Below are 18,498 nucleotides of genomic sequence, written 5' to 3'. Positions count from 1 at the left end.
GCTGTAATCACACGCCGCAGCCAGCGTTCACTGATCGTATCCGGGCGGTATGGCGACGTACCGCCCGGCCTTAACAGGACAACCCATCCATGGCCCACGCACCCCAGATCAAGATTCCCGCCACCTACATGCGTGGCGGAACCAGCAAAGGCGTGTTCTTCCGCCTGCAGGATTTACCCGAAGCCGCACAGGTGCCGGGCGCGGCGCGCGACGCGCTGTTGCTGCGCGTGATCGGCAGCCCGGACCCTTATGGCAAGCAGATCGACGGCATGGGTGGCGCGACTTCGAGCACCAGCAAGACGGTCATCATTGCGAAAAGCGGCAGGCCCGATCATGACGTCGACTACCTGTTCGGTCAGGTGTCCATCGACCGCGCTTTCGTCGACTGGAGCGGCAATTGCGGCAATCTCTCCGCCGCCGTGGGACCGTTTGCCATCAGTGGCGGACTGGTCGATGCCGGCCGCATTCCGCAAAACGGTGTCGCCATCGTGCGCATCTGGCAGGCGAACATCGGCAAGACCATCATCGCGCGCGTGCCCATCACGAATGGTTCCGTGCAGGAAACCGGTGATTTCGAACTCGACGGCGTCACCTTCCCTGCCGCCGAAGTGCAACTCGAGTTCATGGATCCGGCCGCCGAGGAAGAAGGCGCGGACGGCGCCATGTTTCCCACCGGCAATCTCGTCGACGACCTCGAGGTTCCAGGCGTCGGCACGCTGAAGGCCACGATGATCAATGCCGGCATTCCGACCATCTTCGTGAACGCAGAGGCAATCGGCTACACAGGCACCGAGCTGCAGGACGCGATCAATAGCGATCCCGGCGCGCTCGCCAGGTTCGAGACCATCCGCGCTCACGGCGCGCTGCGCATGGGTCTCATCCGGAACATCGACGAGATCGCGACCCGGCAGCACACGCCGAAGGTCGCATTCGTCGCGAGACCAGCCGACTACGTTGCATCGAGCGGCAAGCCCGTCGGCGCCGCTGACGTCGACCTGCTCGTGCGCGCGATGTCGATGGGCAAGCTGCATCACGCGATGATGGGCACGGCCGCCGTAGCCATTGGCACCGCCGCCGCGATTCCGGGCACGCTGGTGAATCTCGCCGCTGGCGGCGGCGCACGCGACGCGGTGCGCTTTGGCCATCCGTCCGGCACCTTGCGGGTGGGCGCGCAGGCGAGCGAGGCCAACGGCGCCTGGACCGTGACCAAAGCGATCATGAGCCGCAGCGCCCGTGTGCTGATGGAGGGATGGGTGCGTGTACCGGGGAGCGCTTCGGAAAAGAGCGCATAAGGCGGGTTAGCGACCCGGGATGCGTCAGGGCGTTTGAGCTTGCTGCGGTGTGTCGTCCAGGTTGTTCCTGAACTCGGCCTTCCTGTGCGAACCATCGCAGAACGGCTTGTTCTGTGATTGGCCGCATCGGCACAACCAGACTTCGTCCTTGCCCGGTTCGATCTCCTTACCGCCCTGGGTCATGATCCTGAAGTCGCCCTTGATATGGTACGGGCCGTCGTTCCGTGGGGTAATGATCGTTGCCATTTGCGCCTCCGATGTATGGATCGCGGGCCCGCGCATGGTAGGGACATCCGGCGTGGCAACCCGGCAAGTGGTGCCGTTTCAGTCTACATCCGATGGTGCGCGAACATGCGCCACACGATCACGGCATCGAAGCATCGTCGTCTGATCTACGGCACGCGCGTGGTATCGAGCAGCCGGGTTGCTTCCCGCTTCGCCTCCTCCGCTTCGCGTGGCCGTTGGGTCTGGCTGTAAAGCCCGCTCAGGTTAGCGAGGGTCCGCGCTTCGTCCTGCCGGTAGGCCACCGGGTTATCCTGCGACAGGGTCCGGTAAAGGTCCAGCGCGTGCCGGTAGGCATCTTCCGCCTCACGTGGCCGCTGCGTGTGGCTGTAGAGGACGCCCAGATTGTTCAGTGTCCGCGCTTCGTCCGGCAGGTAGACAGCCGGGCTTTCCCGCGCGAGCGCGCGATAGATCTGCAACGCTTCCTGGTAAGCCTGCTGCGCCTGCTTCGGGCGTTGCGTGACACGGTAGAGCACGCCGAGATTGCTGAGCGTGCGCGCCACATCCGGCTGGTAGAGCGCGGGGCTCGCGCGGACGAGCTGCTGGCGGATCGCCAGCGCTTCCTGATAGGCATGCTCCGCTTCCTGAAGCCGTTGCATCGCGCTGTAGAGATTCCCGAGGTTATTGAGCGTACGGGCGAGCGCAGGACGCCACGCGGCGGGGTTGTCGTGCACGAGGGCTCGCTGGATGTCCAACGCCTCCAGATACGCCTTTTCCGCCTCGCCCGTGCGCTGTGCGGCGCCGTAGAGGATGGCGAGGTCGTTGAGCGTCGTCGCCATGTCGGGCCGGTACGTGGCGGGATCGCGAGAGGCCAGCGCCCGATCGATGTCCAGTGCTTCGCTGTAGGCATCGGTTGCCTCTTTCATGCGCCGGGTGTCGCGGTACAGGGCCCCCAGGTTGTCGAACGTTTGCGCAACGGCAGGTCCGTACGTGGCCGGGCTTTCTCGCGCCAGTGCCCAGTAGATCTCCAGCGCGCGCAGCCAGGCGGCCTCCGCCTCCTTCGGTCGCTGCAACGCAACGTAGACGTTGCCTAGCCTGTCGAACGTGCGCGCGACTTCGGGCTGGTAGGTGGCGGGCTTTTCGCGCGCCAGCGCCTCGTAACGCGAGCGCAGCATGCGATAAACCGGCTCCGCCCGTTCAGGCTCGCGTTGCTCCTGCAGGGTGTCGGCCAATGCCGTTGCAATGTCTGTGTCTTCAGGTTGCAGGGCGTAAGCCTTTTCCAGATACGGCAGCGCACTCTGTGGCCTGAAGCGCAGCACCTCGATTTGTGCAGCGTCGTAGTATCGGGCGGCGACCGCCTTCGTGGTCGTCTGTTGCTCGGCGAGCAGGCTGGACATCAGCGTCGAGGCCCGCGCCAGATCGATACGATCGAGCGCGTCGCCGATCTGCGACTCCAAAGGATTCGAACTTCGCCTGATCGATGCCCTGTGCAGCAGATCCCTGTAGCGCGCGTTCCACGTGTGCGCCGCGGCAACCGGATCCGTGTCGGGCTGCGTCCTGAGTTTCACGGCGAGACTTTCGATGAGCGGTTCGATGTTGGCCAGTGCCACATCGGTCTTGTGCTGCATGCCGCCCGACGGCATCGGTACCGAACCCAGCATCACGTTGGCCGCCCTTGCGAGCGAGACTCTCTGGGCATCGGAGAGTGCGGCGCCCTTCGCCGCGCGGGTCAATCGGTTCGAAAGACCGCTGACGGTTCCAGTGGGCAGTCCGCAGTCAACCTGCACCCTGAAGCCATGTTCGACATCGACCTCGGATAACGCCGGAGAACACGCACTCGCCACGTCCACAGACATGCACTCTCCTGACGCCACGGCGATCACGACGGCGAATAGAATCCTGCGCCTCATTTCCCGTCACGCTCGCTGCGTTGCGGAAAGTAACGGTATCCGGCGATACCGCGCGCTTCCCGCCCCAGGCCGCCGCTCGCAGTGACTCGACGCCCAACGAGGTCGATGAGTGCCGGCTCGCAGCAGCCTTGCGGGTCAGTCAGTTATCGTCCGAGCGGACTGGCGGGCGCTCATGCGGCACCGGCTCGGCTTTATCCGCGTCTGGAACCGGTGAGCTGGTTTGCGGCGCTGCACCAGGGGGTGGTTTGTTTTGCGGCGCGGACGGCGCGACGGGTTTGCTGGATGGGACGGATGACATCGCGTTCTCCCAATGACCGGGCAAGTCGCCATCACCAGATTAGCACCGAAGGCCGTGTCGGGTATCTGACGAAGTCGCGCGGCAAGTCGAGATGAACCCGGGAAATCGATCGGTCACGGTCATCTCTTTGTGTCGGCCTCATGCGCGCAGGAGCCCTGTAAATCGCCATACATCGGGCTGCCAGCATGCCGACCTGTCCCTCTTCGACGAGACATCACAAGTCGTACGAATCAGTCCGGTATGGCACATGGGTTCATTTTCACCAATAATGGCCCCACATCCATTACTGCGCGAGGGTGACCATGGGTTACAGCCCCGAAGCCATCCGTACGATTGCCCTCGTCGGGCATGCCGGATGCGGCAAGACATCGCTTGCCGAAGCGCTGCTGCATCAGGGCGGCGCGATCCACGCGCCCGGCAGCGTGGAACGTGGCACCACCGTCTGCGATTTCGACGCGCTCGAGCGTAAATATCAGCACTCGCTCAACTCCTCCGTCGCCCACCTGCATTACCGCGACACACGCATCTATCTGCTCGATACGCCCGGCTATCCTGACTTTTCCGGGCCCTCGATCAGCGCCCTGCCCGCCGTCGAGACAGCCGCCGTCGTCATCAATGCGCAGACCGGCATCGAAATGACCACCCGGCGCATGATGGCCTGGGCGGCCGAACGCAAGCTGTGCAGAATGATCATCGTGAACGGCATCGACGGCGAGAAGGTCGACCTTCCGGGGCTGTTGACGCAAATCCAGGAGATCTTCGGCAAGGGATGCCTGCCCATCAACCTGCCCGCGCAGCAAGGCCGTCAGGTGGTGGACTGCTTCTTCAACCCTGCCGGCGAGGCCGATTTCCTGTCTGTTGCGGCGGTGCACGATGCCTTGATCGATCAGGTGATCGAGATCGATCCGGCCTTGATGGAGCTTTACCTGGAACAGGGCGAGGCCATCAGCCCGGAGCAGTTGCACGAGCCCTTCGAGCGGGCGCTGCGCGAAGGTCACCTGGTACCGATCTGCTTCACGTCCGCGGCCAACGGCACGGGTATCGCGGAACTGCTCGACGTGTTCGTCAGACTCCTGCCCAATCCGCTGGAAGGCAATCCGCCCCTCTTCTATCGCGATGTCGACGGCCGCCGGGAGGTCGTGCGCGCCGAACCCGTCGCCGACAAGCACGTCCTCGCGCACACCTTCAAGATCGTGATGGACCCCTATATCGGCAAGATGGCCGTGTTTCGCATCCATCAGGGCACGATCGTGCGCGATAGCCAGCTCTATATCGGCGACAGGCGGCAGCCGTTCAGGGTCGCGCATCTGTTGTTGTTGCAGGGTAAGGAACACGTGGAGGTCCAGCGAGCCGGCCCCGGCGATATCTGCGCCGTGGCCAAGGTCGATGAGATCGGCTTCGATGCCGTGTTACACGACGCACCCGAGGACGGCAACATCCATCTGACCCCGCTCGACTTCCCTACGTCCATTTACGGCCTCGCAATCGAGCCGGCACGCCGGGGCAACGAACAGCGTCTCTGGGAGATCCTGCAAAAGCTGACGGCGGAAGACCCGTGCCTGCGGGTCGAACACCCGGTCGGCACCAACGAGACCGTTGTGCGGGGCCTGGGTGAGTTGCACCTGCGCTACATGCTGGAGCGCCTGTCCGATCAGTACAAGCTCGATGTCGTGACGCGACCTCCGAAGATTGCCTATCGGGAAACGATCGGTGGCCGGGCCGAGGGGCATTGCCGCCACAAGAAGCAGACTGGCGGTGCCGGGCAGTTCGGTGAAGTGATGCTGCGCGTGGAGCCGCTGCCGCGCGGCGGCGGATTCGAGTTCGTCGACGCCGTCAAGGGCGGCGCCATTCCCGGCCAGTTCATTCCCGCCGTCGAAAAGGGCATCCTCCAGGTGATCGAGAGCGGGCCGCTTGCCGGTTTCCCGATGCAGGACGTGCGCGTCACCGTGTTCGATGGCAAGAGCCACTCGGTCGATTCCAAGGAAGTGGCTTTCGTCACGGCCGGACGCAAGGCCTTCATCGATGCCGTGCTTAAAGCGCAGCCAATCGTGCTCGAACCTATCGTGGATATCGAGGTGATGACGCCCGAACCGACGATGGGCGACATCATCGGCGACCTGTCCACGAGGCGCGGACAGGTCCACGGCGCCCGGCCGGTCGCCGGAAATGCTGTGGTCGTTGCAGGACAGGTGCCACTATCCGAACTCAACGACTATCAGTCGCGCCTGAACGCCATCGCGGGGGGCCACGGCAATTACAGTATCCAGCTCAGCCACTATGACCCGGTGCCCACTGCCCAGCAGGAGTCGCTGGCGTCGCAGCACAAGAACCGCGAAGACGCCTCGACGTCATAGCGGGTGTGCGGGTTGCGTCGCGGGCATGGGTTATTAGCGGGTTCGATGCCTGCCACGATGCTGCACTGTGATCGAAACCGGCAGGCCGGGCCCGACGCGTGGTGACAGTCGATGGCGACGTGACAGGTGCACGTGCGTGGCAAACCGGGTAGCGAGCCGGCAGCCGCGCTGTCCGGCTCACTCAGCGAGCAAAAGCCGACAGCGACGACAACGCGCCCTCCTCCAGCATCTCTTTCAGCATGGCGGAAAACGCCGTAGCAGCCGCGGTCCGGTACGCGCCTTTGCGCCTGAGCAGCGCCACGGTTCGCGCCGGAATGGCCGGCTCGAGCGCTATGTATTTCAGATCTCGATGCTCGTATTGCATGGCACTGGGAAGGAGCGTCGCCACCTTCCCTCTGCTCACGATCTTGAGCACCGCACTGATCGAGTTCGCCTCTATTGCCACGTTGGGCTTGATCCCCTGCGACGCAAAGTAGGCGTCGACGTAGAAGCGGAACACGAACTGACCGCTGAGCAGCGCCAGAGGCCATGTTGCCAGTCGCGAGGACGCGATGGGCGTGCGCTCTGCCACGACCGGATGACTGGCACTCACGACCAGCGTCATCCGTTCCGGAAACAAAGCTTCCACCTCGATATCGTCCGACCGGATATCCGTGAATCCGATCGCCAGATCGAAGCGATCGCCGCCCAGGCCACTTTCGATGGCGTCCAGCGACATTTCTGTCATCTCGATAGCGATGTGGGGATGCGCCGAATGGAACTGATCGATGACCGGCGTCACCAGGTATTCGGTGAAGGTTGGCGTGAAAGCGAGCCTTAGCTGTCCGCGCGACAGATCCCGGACATCGTGCAAGGCACGCTGCCCCGCCTCGAGGTCCAATAGCGCGCGGCGCGCATATTCGATGTAGGCGCTTCCAAAATCCGTGAGCCGCACCGCCCGGCCACTCCGGTCGAACAGCACGCCACCGAGATCGTTCTCCAACTGGCGAATCTACTGCGAAAGCGCGGGCTGCGAAATATGCAGGCTATCGGCCGCACGTGTGAAGTTGCGATGCTCGGCCACCGCGAGCAGATAGCGAATATGACGAAGTATCAAAGTCTTTTCATAAGATTTTCTTATCGAGTCTATTCCAAACCCGTCTTGGACTATATAAGCACCTACCCTCACAATCGGCGGAAAACCGACAGGACTCGACATGCCATTCATCATCGCCGCTTCGATCGGTGCGCTCGGCTTTGGCGCGCTGGCCACCTGTCTGATCGCGCGCTTCCTTTCCGACGATGTCATGCTCAAAGGTGCGCAAGACGGCCGGTACGCGTATCTTGGCAAGGACGAGGTGAAAGAACCCTCACGCCCGGCACGACTGGACCGGCGGCTTTCGGACCAGCGTCCGGTCGAGGTCGTCATCCGTCGCGCAACACATTCTTCGCGACGGGCGATCCACCGCCGGGCTTTGTCGTCTGCCCGCGCGTGTGGATCCGCAGCGGCCGACTCCTGCTGAAGAAGAAGAAGAAGAAGAGCGAACCTGACACACCCGCGGCATGGCTCACGGAGGAGCGGATGACATACAGGCATGTTCCAGAGGTCATGGCCGACGGTGAGTCGGCCGGGCTGTTCGACCGTATTTGCGACAACGTCCGGCAGTCGACGGATGCGAGATGTGTCGCCGTCGTCATCATCGGTGGCGAGTCCGGGTCCGGATATTCAATCGCTGGATCGTTCGACGCGCAACTGCTATTGCCCGACATCCTGCGAAAAATGGCGGACGTGCTCGAACGTCAGTTCGAGCAGCGCCGCCAGTGATGGTGTCTGCGACGCGATAACCGATATCCGGCAGGTCGGGCGCCGACGAGCGGTCCCGGCCATGCGTCGCGATCCCGGTCCGATACGCTCATTCCGCCCGGCTCAGTGCCCGGTTCAGTGCGCGGCTCAGTGCCCGGCTGCCCGGCAATCTATATCGTGCCCCGGCGGCCTTCAACGGCAGGAACAACCCTTCGTGACGTGACATCCAACTCCGTATGAGCGATTGGTTTGGCCCTGGACCGCGCAGGTCAGCCGAACGCTCAGCCATTACCCGGGAAGCGTCACAGGATGAATAAAGGCTGTATGACCGACGGCGCCGTAACAAAAAGCGTGTCCCCTGCGGACGATGACCTCTCGATCGTCCGACGCATTGTCGCGGGAGATCACTCCGCGTTCGAACTGCTGATGCGCCGGTATAACCGGCGCCTGTATCGTCTTGCGCGCGGCGCGCTGCGCAACGACGCCGAAGCGGAAGACGCGCTGCAGGAAGCGTATCTGTCAGCGTACAGATCAATCGGACAGTTTCGCGGCGACGCTGCCCTCTTCACCTGGCTGACACGGCTGGTGCTCAATGAATGCTTTGGCCGCCTGCGCCGCGAGGCACGGCGTCAGAATGTGATTCCCATGGTGGATTCAAGCGTTCCTGTCGATCTTGATGAAATGACCGCCCACGATTCCGGTACTCCCGACAACGCAGCGGCTCGCGGCGAAATGCGTGCTTTGCTCGAGCGCAAGCTGGACGACTTGCCGGAAGCTTTCCGCATCGTCTTTGTGCTGCGCTCAATCGAAGAAATGAGCATTCAGGACGCCGCGCGGTGTCTCGACATCCCGGAAGCAACGGTGCGCAGCCGGCATTTCCGGGCGAAGAGCCTGCTGCGCGAATCACTGGCGAAGGAGATCGATCTCGCCGAGCGCGACCTGTTCGAGTTCGGCGGCTCGCAATGCGACCGGGTGGTCGCGCGGGTACTGTCGCGGCTGGCCACCGAGCGCCGCCGCGACGGCGGGCGTTAGTGCGCCCGGCTGGCTGGGTTGCGTGCACCTCGGGTGCGATCTGGATGTACGCTGTTAGCCAGGGAGGCGCGGTGAACATGGAAACCGGCTATCCGGGCGGCACGTTATCGGCCCTTGTCAGGCATATCCGCCCCGTCCCGCTGATCGTGCTCTTGATGGCTCTCGCGGCTGGCGCAGCCGGAGAGACGCGCACGATCATGATCGTGTCTGCGACCGAAGGCGGGAACTGCGGAGCACCGCGTGGCAATGCGACTCGCGAACTCGCTCGCGCGTGCGATGGGCGCGGGACCTGCCCGTACGTACTCGCAAGGCCGGCTTCCGGCCGACCGGCTGCACGATGCCGGACGGACCTGTTTGTCGAATGGCGTTGCAACGACACTGAATTCCACAACGCCACGATGAGCGCTGGAAACGCCCCAGGCAGCAAGCTTTTGCTCAGTTGTGTCAATGAGACCGGCGCGGGCAAATAATCGACGTCGTAGAAGCCGCGACGCCTCGCGCTGCCGCCATGCCCCTGCGTCCTGCTCAACGCGCATTCCGCCATGGGAGGTGCTACTCAGGCGCTGCGCAGGACCGCCTCGGGTACGTAGCGCGCGACGTTGGACTCGATCGGCAATTCGTGCGTCATATCCTCAATGGGCGCATTCACTGCGAACCCCGCCGCCTCGCCGACCGCGTTGCCGACAAGAATGACGGCCGGGCTGCCAAGGCCCGCTGCGCGTGCGGTCGTGGCGATCGTGTCGAGTCTCGCGAGCACGTGCCGCTCGTCTGCGGTGCCGGCCAATTGAACCACCGCGGCAGGTGTGGAGCCTGGCAGGGCCGACATCAGCGCAGCGCACAGACTCTCGATGCGGCTCATGCCCATGTAGATGGCGAGCGTCGTGCCCGTCGCGGCGAGTGCCGCCCAGTCCGGCTCGCTGTCGTCGCGCAGGTGGGCCGTGACAAACGTCACGCCCTGGCAATGATCGCGATGCGTCAGCGAAATGCCAAGGCCCGCTGCCGCCGCGAATCCGGACGAAATGCCGTTGACGATTTCGACAGGAATCTGCGCACACCGAAGCCCCGTCAGTTCCTCCCCTGCGCGTCCGAACAGCAGTGCGTCGCCGCCTTTCACGCGTACCACGTGGCGGCCGGCGCGTGCGTAGCGCAACGTCAAGCGCTGGATGAAGGCCTGTGGTGTCGACTTGCAGCCGCCGCGTTTGCCCACCCGTATCACGCGAGCCTGCGGCGCGAACGAGACGATCTCCGGATTGACCAGATCGTCGAGCAGCACCACATCGGCCGTCGCCAGCAGCTTTGTGGCCCTGATCGTGAGGAGGTCCAGGTCACCAGGACCCGCGCTAAGTAGAGTGACCTTGCCCATTTCCATCGTGATTCCCTTTTCCGGTCGGCCGAGTGAACGCGCCGCCCAATAGAAAACGGCATCCGCTCGTCTTGCTGAACGAGGGGACGCCGTTGTCCTGAAGTTGTCCGTGCCCGATGCGGCACGGGTGATTCATATCCATGTACGCCGGCATCGTTGCCGGACGTTCGGACAAACGCAATATCCAGGCCAGATCATGAGGGCACCGCCGACCACAAGCGGTTCGCCAAAACGACGTTGATAGCGGCCGGGTGCCGCCATGAGCCGTAGGCTCGCGCTGCGGCGTGAATCGCCTCGTGCCGTCCACGTTGGCGTCACGCGAAACATCCCGGCCACCTTGTACCGTCTCCGCCCTGTTACGGTCAGCACGCCCGGCGATCGCACTGTGCGCCGCACGGAGAATGTGCTGCGTCGCACCATCGTTGTGCCCTGTCGCATCAGCATGAATCAGGCGGCGACAAACCGGCGGGGCCCTTCGATAGCCGCTCCTGCCCGCGCATGGCGCGTCCGCTGCACTTCCTGCGGCTTGGCATGTCCTTTGCGTATTTCGACGCGTCGGACCAAAGTCGGTCCGGTTTGAATGCAGCAAAAGTCGTCGCTTTAACAATAGCTTCTGGACAACGGCGTCCCCTGAATCCGGTCTCTTCCGACCGGGTCCGCGGGACGCCTTTTTATTTGCCGGGCGGAAATGATGTCGCGAACAGCACTCGAAACGGATGAAACCCCTGTCATGAACATCATCGTGATCGGCCACGGGATGGTTGGCCACAAGCTTCTCGAGTGCCTCGCGGACCACTCCACGAACACGCTGCACGTGACTGTGCTGTGCGAAGAGCCGCGCCCGGCCTATGACCGCGTGCACCTGTCCGAATTCTTTTCCGGCAAGTCCGCGCAGGATCTGTCGCTCGTCGAACCAGGCTTCTTCGATCGCGACAATGTGCTGCTCAAGCTCGATGCGAAGGCCGTGGCGATCGACCGGGCGGCGCACACCGTGACCCTCTCGACAGGCGAAACGCTCTCCTATGACAAGCTGGTGCTGGCAACGGGCTCCTCGCCGTTCGTGCCGCCGGTGCCGGGACGCGATCGTCAGGACTGTTTCGCCTATCGCACCATTGAGGACCTCGAAGCGATGCAGGCATGCGGCGCCCGCGCGAAGACCGGGGTGGTGGTCGGTGGCGGCCTGCTCGGGCTCGAATGCGCCAAGGCGCTCCGCGACATGGGGCTCGCGACGCATGTCGTCGAATTTGCGCCTCGCCTGATGGCGGTACAGGTGGACGAAGGCGGTGCGCGGGTACTGCGCGGCAAGATCGAGGAACTGGGTGTCCAGGTTCACACCGGCAAGAACACGCTGGCGATCGTCGATGGCGAGTCGGGCACACACCGGATGCAGTTCGCCGACGGCACTCATCTCGACACCGACATGATCGTGTTTTCCGCTGGCATCCGCCCGCGCGACGAGATCGCACGCGCATGTGATCTCGAAGTCGGCCCGCGCGGTGGCATCGCGATCGACGACACCTGCCGCACCAGCGACCCCGACATCTACGCGATCGGCGAATGCGCGGCCTGGAACGGACAGACGTTTGGCCTCGTGGCGCCCGGCTACGAGATGGCGCGCGTCGCAGCAAGGCAACTCGTGGGTGTCGAGGCGGCTTTCACCGGGGCCGACATGAGCACGAAGCTCAAGCTGATGGGCGTGGACGTCGCGAGCATCGGCGACGCGCACGGCAAGACCCCTGGCAGCCGCTCGTACCAGTTCAGCGACGAGCGCAGGCAGGTCTACAAGAAGCTTGTCGTGTCCGACTGCGGCAAGTACCTGCTCGGCGCCGTGATGGCGGGCGATGCAGCCGAATACGGCACCCTGCTACAGATGATGCTGAACCGCATGGAGCTGCCGGACGCGCCGGAATTTCTCATCCTGCCGCAGGCCGATGGCCGCGCGAAGCCCGCGCTCGGTGTCGAGGCATTGCCGGCGACCGCACAGATCTGTTCATGCAATAACGTTTCGAAAAACCAGATCTGCGCCGCGGTCTGCGGCGGCGCGACCAGCATCGGCGCGATGAAAAGTGCGACCGGCGCCGGCACTTCGTGCGGCGGGTGCGTTCCGCTCGTCACGCAGGTGATGAAGTCCGAGATGAAGAAGCAGGGTCTCGCGGTCAACAACCACCTGTGCGAACACTTCCGCCATTCGCGCCAGGAGCTCTATCACATCGTCCGCGTGGAGGGCATCAAGACTTTCGGCGCCCTGCTCGGCAAGCATGGCCACGGGCTTGGCTGCGACGTGTGCAAGCCGGTCGTCGCCGGCATTCTTGCGTCGTGCTGGAACGAATTCGTGCTGAAGAAGGAGCACGCCGCCCTGCAGGATTCGAACGACTACTATCTCGCCAACATCCAGCGCGACGGCACCTATTCGGTCGTGCCACGGATGCCTGGCGGCGAGGTCACACCCGAGGGGCTGATCGCGGTCGGCCAGGTCGCGAAGAAATACGGGCTGTACACAAAGATCACGGGCGGCCAGCGTGTCGATCTGTTCGGCGCGCGCGTCGAGCAACTGCCGCTGATCTGGGAAGAACTGATCGCCGCGGGTTTCGAATCCGGTCACGCGTACGGCAAGTCGGTGCGCACCGTGAAGTCGTGCGTCGGTTCGACGTGGTGCCGTTATGGCGTGGGTGACTCCGTCGGCCTCGCGATCGAAATCGAGAACCGCTATAAAGGCCTGCGCGCGCCGCACAAGCTGAAGTTCGGGGTCTCGGGCTGCACCCGCGAATGCGCGGAAGCACAAGGCAAGGACATCGGCATTATCACGACCGAAAAGGGATGGAACCTGTATGTGTGCGGCAACGGTGGCATGAAGCCTCGTCACGCCGAACTGCTCGCCTCCGATCTCGACAAGGCAACGCTGCTTCGCTACATCGACCGCTTCCTGATGTTCTATATCCGCACCGCGGACCGCCTGCAGCGCACCAGCGTATGGCGCGACAACCTTGAAGGCGGTCTCGACTATCTGATCGACGTCGTGGTGAACGACAGGCTCGAGCTTGCCGCTGAACTCGAAGCGGAGATGCAGCTTGTGGTCGACACCTACGAATGCGAATGGAAGAAGGCGGTGACCGATCCGGAGACACGCCGGCGCTTCCGTCATTTCGTCAACAGCGAAGCACGCGACGATACCGTCACGTTCGTCGAGGAGCGCGGCCAGATTCGCCCCGCCACGCCCGGTGAGCGGCAGAGCCGACAGTTTCCCATCCCGGTGGTCGCCGAGACTGCCTGAACACTCTTGAGGAGATCATTATGAGCAATGACCGCATCCAGGATGCGTGGATTTCCGTGTGCAAACTCGACGACATCGTGCCCAACACTGGCGTTTGCGCGCTGGTCAACGGCGGGCAGGTCGCCGTATTCCATGTCGACGATGGCGACGGCCGCGTGTTCGCGATCAACAACTACGATCCAGTATCGCAGGCGGCGGTGCTGTCGCGCGGCCTCGTGGGCAACCTCGGCGAACGCATCGTGGTGGCATCGCCTATCTACAAGCATCATTTCGACCTGCGTACGGGTGAGTGTCTCGAAGACCCCGAGCACTCGGTCAGCGCGTTCGCGACCCGTGTGGAGAATGGCGAGGTGTGGGTAGCCGCATAGGAAAGCGCGGAGCAGGCCCAGGCGCGTTGTGAGCCTGGCTGTTTCCTGCAGCCACGCTCCTGGTGCGAATCAGGCAAATCCGTGTTCATCCTCCAGAGAGATGCAAAAGGACGTCGCGTAACACGATGGCCTGGTTGTGCTCTTCATCCCTCGCGCCATATACGAGCGTGATCGGCCGGCCGCCCGCATCGCTCAGAAGCTGTCGCATCCGCGCCTGCATCTCTTCGCTATCCAGTTCGCTGCGGTAGCGTTGCTGGAACGCTTCCCATCGTTGCGGATCATGCCCAAACCATTTGCGCAGTTCCGTGCCCGGCGCAAGTTCGCGCACCCACTCGTCGAGCTTGAGCGTCTCCTTGCTGCGTCCGCGTGGCCAGACCCGGTCGACGAGGACACGGTAATCGTCCTCCTGCGTCGGATCGTCATACGCCCGTCGAATGAAAATTTTCAGACTCTTGCGGTTCGTATGCGGCATTGCCTGCTCCGTTCAAACCGACGTTTCGATACGGCTCACCTGACGTAATCCGCCTCACGCGCCATGATCGATTCGACTGTTGCGCGAAGCGGCGGCAGCACTTCGCTTTCAAACCACGGGTGGTGCCTGAACCATGCCTGATTGCGCGGCGATGGATGTGGCAAGGGAATGAAGGCTGGCGCATAGTCCGCCCATGCCCTGACTGTTTCGGTCAACGACGCTTTGCGGCGGTTGCCGAGAAAATGACGCTGTGCGTATTGCCCGACCAGTAGGGTCAACTGGATTTCTGGAAGCTTTTCCAGCAGGCTGTCCAGCCACAATTGCGCGCACTCGCGGCGCGGCGGCTTGTCGCCGCTGCTGCCTCGCCCTGGATAGCAGAAGCCCATTGGAATGATCGCGAACTGCGACTCGTCGTAAAACGACGTCACATCGACGCCGAGCCATGTTCGTAGACGCTCACCGCTGGCGTCGTTCCACGGAATGCCCGTGGCATGCACCCGTGCCCCGGGCGCCTGACCGACGATAAGAATCCGGGCGTCGACCGCCGCGCGTACGATGGGCCTTGGACCGAGCGGCAATACCTCTGCACAGGCACGACAGGCGCGCACATCCGCGAGAAGCGCATCGAGGGTGGGATACGCCGGTCTGTTCACTTGCGAACACCGGGTTTTGACACGCGGATCATGTGGCATCCATCGAGAGCACGGAATCGTTCATGCCGGCGACGCAGAAGGTCCCTGCAGAACGATGGTCACGAGCACTGATGCGTTTCTGATCGCGGTCAGCTTGTGGGGGATTCCGGCCGCGAGGTAAAGCAGATCGCCTGCACGCATGAGCCGCTGGGTGTTCTCGAAGCTGAAGTTTACTTCGCCTTCGATGCAATGCACCGTTATCGGACCGTTCACGGCGTGCTCGGGCATCCCTTTGCCGGCCGGCAGAACAAGCCGCATGACTTCGAGTTGCGCTTGCCTGAATAGCGCCGCGGTTTGAGTCTGCTCGAGACGCTCGCCCAGCGGAAGCACGCTCATTGTTTCGCCGGATGAAAGATGGGATAAAGCCACAGGGTTCTCCAGAATTCATCGCCCACCGTACCGCTGCGCATCGTGGAGAGGCATATTGCGTCTGCTCCCGATTTTACAACCTCGGTCGACGACGAACCACCATGCACGGACCGGGTCAGCCGGACCCATCCAGTTGCCACACCCACGCGCCAACGCGGAAATGTTGCAGAACAGCACGCGTAAGAAATGCACGCGTAAGACTACCGATCTGATCGCGTGCTTCAAGGTTTGATGGGCACCTCGAAGCTGCCTTATCTGCCCCTGAAATGCCCCTGAAAATTTCTTTCGTCGTGACACGCAAACGTAACGGCTTATATCACGTTGTTACATATAATGCAGATTGCCGTGAACGCGTTTTGCGTCCGGGATCGACGTTTCGTTTCCCCGACATGGGCTTTCACGGTGTCCGGCCTGAGAACACGACTAGCGTACTGGGGGGCTACTCCTGTGAAATCCGTCTCCTTCATTTATGGTCCATATTGCCTCTTGTGCGAACCGGTGCAATTACCGGACGACGGCTTTGGTTGTGTGGCGACGATCGTAACGGTAGGACATCATCATGTACTCGCGCGTGGCCCTTCCCCAGCCGCGGAGCGCGCGTTGACGGAAATCGATGCTGTCAGAGCGGCAAAGCGATGGGCAATGAACTGGATCAGACAGCGAGCGGGTCACGAACAGAGCGCCTGACGGCAAACCGGCTCACCGGCGCGCAGGCAGGCCAATGCTGCGATGCCCAACGACGATGAGATCGAGTCCCGGTTCTCCGTCCCACGCCAGTCGGCATCGACCGCCTTCGGCGCGGCGATATCCATGTAGCGGTCGATCAGCCGGCCCGGCGCACTGGCGGGAAGCGCTTCGTACTCCGGGTAAGCTTCACGCGCCGGAAGCGCTCTCTCTTGTGTTCTTCCTCGAAGTGCGCGAGCGACGGTTTGACCAGATCGCTTCTCGACACGATCCCCACCAGACGCATCGTGTCGCGGTCGGCAACCACAGGCAGGCGCTCGAGACCCTGTACCGCAAGCCGGGTCGCAACGAGCCGGCAGGTTTCGCCGGGCAACGCAATCACCGGCGCACTCCCGCGCAACGCGTCGATGAGCGGTGCGTCGAGTTCAGGGTTGGTCCCCTCGCCACGTAAGCGTTCGAGTGCCGCACGATCGACGATAGCGGTCAATACACCCTCGTGCACGACCGGGTAGGCGCGATGTGTCTGACCAGCGCCGAAGAACGTCGCCAGCGCATCACGCACGGACATGCGGGCGTCAATGGTTTGCACCTCGGGAGTCATGACCTCGTCGACGTAGTGACGCTCGAGCGGGTCCACACCGTATTCGCGGTAGATGTGATAACCGCGACGGGCGATCTTTTCCGTCATGATGGAGCGCCGCATCACCACCGTCGCAAAGCCATGCGCAACAAGTGTCGCCGCCAGAAGCGGCAACAGGGCATTGCTGTCGTGCGTCAGGCCGAAGGCAAAAACGATCGCGGTCAGGGGAGCGCCGAGGGTTGCGCCAAGGGTCGCAGCCATACACACGAGCGGCCACAACGCCGGTTCGCCGCCCGGCAACACGTGCGCGAGCACGGTTCCGAGCCCGGCCCCCAGCATGAGCAGTGGTGCAAGCACCCCGCCGGACGTTCCCGAGCCCAACGCCACCACCCAGATGATGGCCTTCACGATGAGGATGGCAGCAGCGACCTGCAGCACGATGTGCTGGTGCAGCAGATCGCCGATCACGTCATACCCGACGCCCAGAGCGCGAGGTTCGATGAATCCGCCGATTCCGACCGCGAGCCCGCCAAGCGCGGGCCCCCACATCCAGTGGATGGGCAGCTTGCCGAACAGATCTTCAGTCTTGTAAAGCGCAGCCGACAGGCCAGAAGCGAGCGCCCCGCTCAGCAGCCCGGCGATGATGCACGACACGAGCGACATGGCGTCAGGCGGCGCCGTCTCCAGCGGAAACAGCGGGCCTGTGCCGAAGAACGCCGCGCGGGCAAAGCCCGCGACCGCGCAGGCCAATGCGACGGGCAGGAAGCTGCGCGGTCTCCATTCGAACAGCAAGAGTTCGACCGCGAGCAGCACGGCAGCCACAGGCGTACCGAAGACCGCGGTCATCCCCGCTGCAGCGCCCGCAACCAGCAAGGTCTTGCGCTCCGCCGACGTCACCTTCACGCATTGCGCAATCAGCGAACCGAGCGCGCCGCCCGTCATGATGATCGGGCCTTCGGCGCCGAACGGGCCACCGCTGCCAATCACGATGCCGGACGACAGCGGTTTCAGTATGGCGACCTTCGGCGACATCCGGCTCTTGCCGAACAGGATCGCTTCAATCGCCTCAGGAATGCCATGCCCGCGGATCTTTTCCGACCCGTGGCGCGCCATGAGTCCCACGATCAATCCGCCAGCGACCGGCACGAGAATGACCCAGACGCCGAGCGTATTGTGGGCCGGCGACCGGTCCGCGAAAGAAAGCGTGCCGAAAAAGAACAGGTTCGTGAACAGGTGAATCAGGGACAGCAGCACGAACGCCGCAAGCGTGCTGAGCGCCCCGATTCCTGCGGCAAGCGCAGCAATCCCTGGCAGCCGTGCGTTGGCCGAAAAATCGCGTTTATGCGTGTCGAAACTCATGTCTTCTCATAAGTCGATCTGTGGAACATTGAATGCACCTTCGAGTGACCGCAGTTCGGCACGGTGCATCTCGGCGAGGCGCGCGAGCACCTGCTCGCCCGCTTTCAACAAATGCACCTCGACCTGGCGGCGGTCGGCTTCGCTGATCTTGCGCCGCACAAGGTCAAGGGTCTCGCAGCGGGACACCAGCGCAACCACTCCATGGTGCTGCGCCTGGAGCCGTTCGGCGAGTTCGCCGATGGTCGCCCAGTCCCGCTCCGGATAGCCCTTGATGTGCAGGAGCAGCAGGTATTGCAACGGCGTAATGCCTTCGCCCTGGGCGGCCTGTTCGGAAAAGCGCTCGAAACGCCGCATCTGGTAGCGGAATTCGGACAGTTGCTCAAAGTCCGCCTTGGTCAAGCCGCGAGTGAGTGTCTTCATGGGAGCCCTGTCGGAACGGTAATGCGCAA

General features: G+C 63.1%; 19 protein-coding genes. 8 read left to right on the top strand and 11 right to left on the bottom strand.

Annotated features, from left to right (window positions below; genetic code table 11):
• The first annotated feature begins 89 nt into the window (after nt 1–89).
• Nucleotides 90–1,292 (top strand): 2-methylaconitate cis-trans isomerase PrpF, encoded by a 1,203-nt coding sequence (prpF, locus tag B0G77_RS15680; protein WP_133662941.1) that lies wholly within the window; start codon nt 90–92, stop codon nt 1,290–1,292.
• 24 nt (nt 1,293–1,316) lie between these two features.
• Here the strand turns inward: prpF and B0G77_RS15675 are convergent, their stop codons facing one another.
• On the bottom strand, nt 1,317–1,538 hold the full coding sequence (locus B0G77_RS15675) for a CDGSH iron-sulfur domain-containing protein (protein ID WP_133662940.1): 222 nt from the start codon (nt 1,536–1,538) through the stop codon (nt 1,317–1,319).
• A gap of 146 nt (nt 1,539–1,684) precedes the next feature.
• Nucleotides 1,685–3,370: a tetratricopeptide repeat protein gene (locus tag B0G77_RS15670; RefSeq protein WP_243751013.1), complete on the bottom strand. Its 1,686-nt coding sequence runs from the start codon at nt 3,368–3,370 to the stop codon at nt 1,685–1,687.
• Nucleotides 3,371–4,024: 654 nt separating this feature from the next.
• On the opposite strand from B0G77_RS15670, the gene fusA reads away from it, so the two are divergent.
• Nucleotides 4,025–6,076: an elongation factor G gene (gene fusA / locus B0G77_RS15665; RefSeq protein WP_133662938.1), complete on the top strand. Its 2,052-nt coding sequence runs from the start codon at nt 4,025–4,027 to the stop codon at nt 6,074–6,076.
• Between the two features lie 181 nt (nt 6,077–6,257).
• On the opposite strand, the gene cynR is transcribed toward fusA, so the two are convergent.
• Both cynR and B0G77_RS45535 read right to left on the bottom strand, forming a co-directional pair.
• The gene (gene cynR / locus B0G77_RS15660) at nt 6,258–7,058 is read right to left on the bottom strand and encodes a transcriptional regulator CynR (RefSeq protein WP_347814162.1); all 801 of its coding nucleotides are present in this window, start codon (nt 7,056–7,058) and stop codon (nt 6,258–6,260) included.
• A gap of 9 nt (nt 7,059–7,067) precedes the next feature.
• Complete coding sequence (locus B0G77_RS45535) at nt 7,068–7,274, bottom strand: LysR family transcriptional regulator (protein WP_347814179.1); 207 nt, start codon at nt 7,272–7,274, stop codon at nt 7,068–7,070.
• On the opposite strand from B0G77_RS45535, the gene B0G77_RS15655 reads away from it, so the two are divergent.
• From B0G77_RS15655 to B0G77_RS15640, 4 genes are all read left to right on the top strand, one after another.
• Entirely contained in the window at nt 7,273–7,578 is a 306-nt protein-coding gene (locus tag B0G77_RS15655) for a hypothetical protein (protein ID WP_133662937.1), read from the top strand. The two genes, B0G77_RS45535 and B0G77_RS15655, sit on opposite strands and share 2 nt — an antisense overlap.
• 59 nt (nt 7,579–7,637) lie before the next feature.
• Complete coding sequence (locus B0G77_RS15650) at nt 7,638–7,880, top strand: hypothetical protein (RefSeq protein WP_133662936.1); 243 nt, start codon at nt 7,638–7,640, stop codon at nt 7,878–7,880.
• A 303-nt stretch (nt 7,881–8,183) separates the two neighbouring features.
• Nucleotides 8,184–8,891, top strand: coding sequence for an RNA polymerase sigma factor (locus B0G77_RS15645; protein ID WP_133664163.1), 708 nt, complete (start codon nt 8,184–8,186; stop codon nt 8,889–8,891).
• 44 nt (nt 8,892–8,935) lie between these two features.
• A complete protein-coding gene (locus B0G77_RS15640; RefSeq protein WP_133662935.1) occupies nt 8,936–9,361 on the top strand; it encodes a hypothetical protein in 426 nt (141 codons plus the stop codon).
• Between the two features lie 86 nt (nt 9,362–9,447).
• Here the strand turns inward: B0G77_RS15640 and cobA are convergent, their stop codons facing one another.
• Nucleotides 9,448–10,254: a uroporphyrinogen-III C-methyltransferase gene (gene cobA, locus B0G77_RS15635; protein ID WP_133662934.1), complete on the bottom strand. Its 807-nt coding sequence runs from the start codon at nt 10,252–10,254 to the stop codon at nt 9,448–9,450.
• A 730-nt stretch (nt 10,255–10,984) separates the two neighbouring features.
• Between cobA and nirB the strand changes: the two genes are divergently transcribed.
• Nucleotides 10,985–13,525, top strand: a complete 2,541-nt coding sequence (nirB, locus tag B0G77_RS15630) for a nitrite reductase large subunit NirB (protein ID WP_133662933.1) — start codon at nt 10,985–10,987, stop codon at nt 13,523–13,525.
• A 20-nt stretch (nt 13,526–13,545) separates the two neighbouring features.
• Nucleotides 13,546–13,893 carry a nitrite reductase small subunit NirD gene (gene nirD, locus B0G77_RS15625; protein WP_133662932.1) on the top strand — a complete coding sequence of 116 codons (348 nt, stop codon included), beginning with the start codon at nt 13,546–13,548 and terminating at the stop codon, nt 13,891–13,893.
• An 85-nt stretch (nt 13,894–13,978) separates the two neighbouring features.
• On the opposite strand, the gene B0G77_RS15620 is transcribed toward nirD, so the two are convergent.
• The 6 genes from B0G77_RS15620 to B0G77_RS15600 all read right to left on the bottom strand — a co-directional run bounded on the left by B0G77_RS15620 (nt 13,979) and on the right by B0G77_RS15600 (nt 18,469).
• Nucleotides 13,979–14,365: a DUF488 family protein gene (locus tag B0G77_RS15620; protein WP_133662931.1), complete on the bottom strand. Its 387-nt coding sequence runs from the start codon at nt 14,363–14,365 to the stop codon at nt 13,979–13,981.
• A 35-nt stretch (nt 14,366–14,400) separates the two neighbouring features.
• On the bottom strand, nt 14,401–15,057 hold the full coding sequence (locus tag B0G77_RS15615; RefSeq protein WP_133662930.1) for a uracil-DNA glycosylase family protein: 657 nt from the start codon (nt 15,055–15,057) through the stop codon (nt 14,401–14,403).
• A gap of 21 nt (nt 15,058–15,078) precedes the next feature.
• Nucleotides 15,079–15,426, bottom strand: a complete 348-nt coding sequence (locus B0G77_RS15610; RefSeq protein WP_133662929.1) for a cupin domain-containing protein — start codon at nt 15,424–15,426, stop codon at nt 15,079–15,081.
• 668 nt (nt 15,427–16,094) lie between these two features.
• Nucleotides 16,095–16,238: a hypothetical protein gene (locus B0G77_RS43215; protein ID WP_166656158.1), complete on the bottom strand. Its 144-nt coding sequence runs from the start codon at nt 16,236–16,238 to the stop codon at nt 16,095–16,097.
• An 11-nt stretch (nt 16,239–16,249) separates the two neighbouring features.
• Nucleotides 16,250–18,049 (bottom strand): chloride channel protein, encoded by a 1,800-nt coding sequence (locus B0G77_RS15605; RefSeq protein ID WP_133662928.1) that lies wholly within the window; start codon nt 18,047–18,049, stop codon nt 16,250–16,252.
• Between the two features lie 6 nt (nt 18,050–18,055).
• A complete protein-coding gene (locus B0G77_RS15600) occupies nt 18,056–18,469 on the bottom strand; it encodes a MarR family transcriptional regulator (RefSeq protein WP_133662927.1) in 414 nt (137 codons plus the stop codon).
• Nucleotides 18,470–18,498: the final 29 nt, after the last annotated feature.

Source organism: Paraburkholderia sp. BL10I2N1 (assembly GCF_004361815.1).
In the GTDB taxonomy this organism is placed as follows: domain Bacteria; phylum Pseudomonadota; class Gammaproteobacteria; order Burkholderiales; family Burkholderiaceae; genus Paraburkholderia.
Note: the sequence above shows the minus strand (reverse complement) of the source record. Positions and strands in the feature narration are given on the sequence as shown.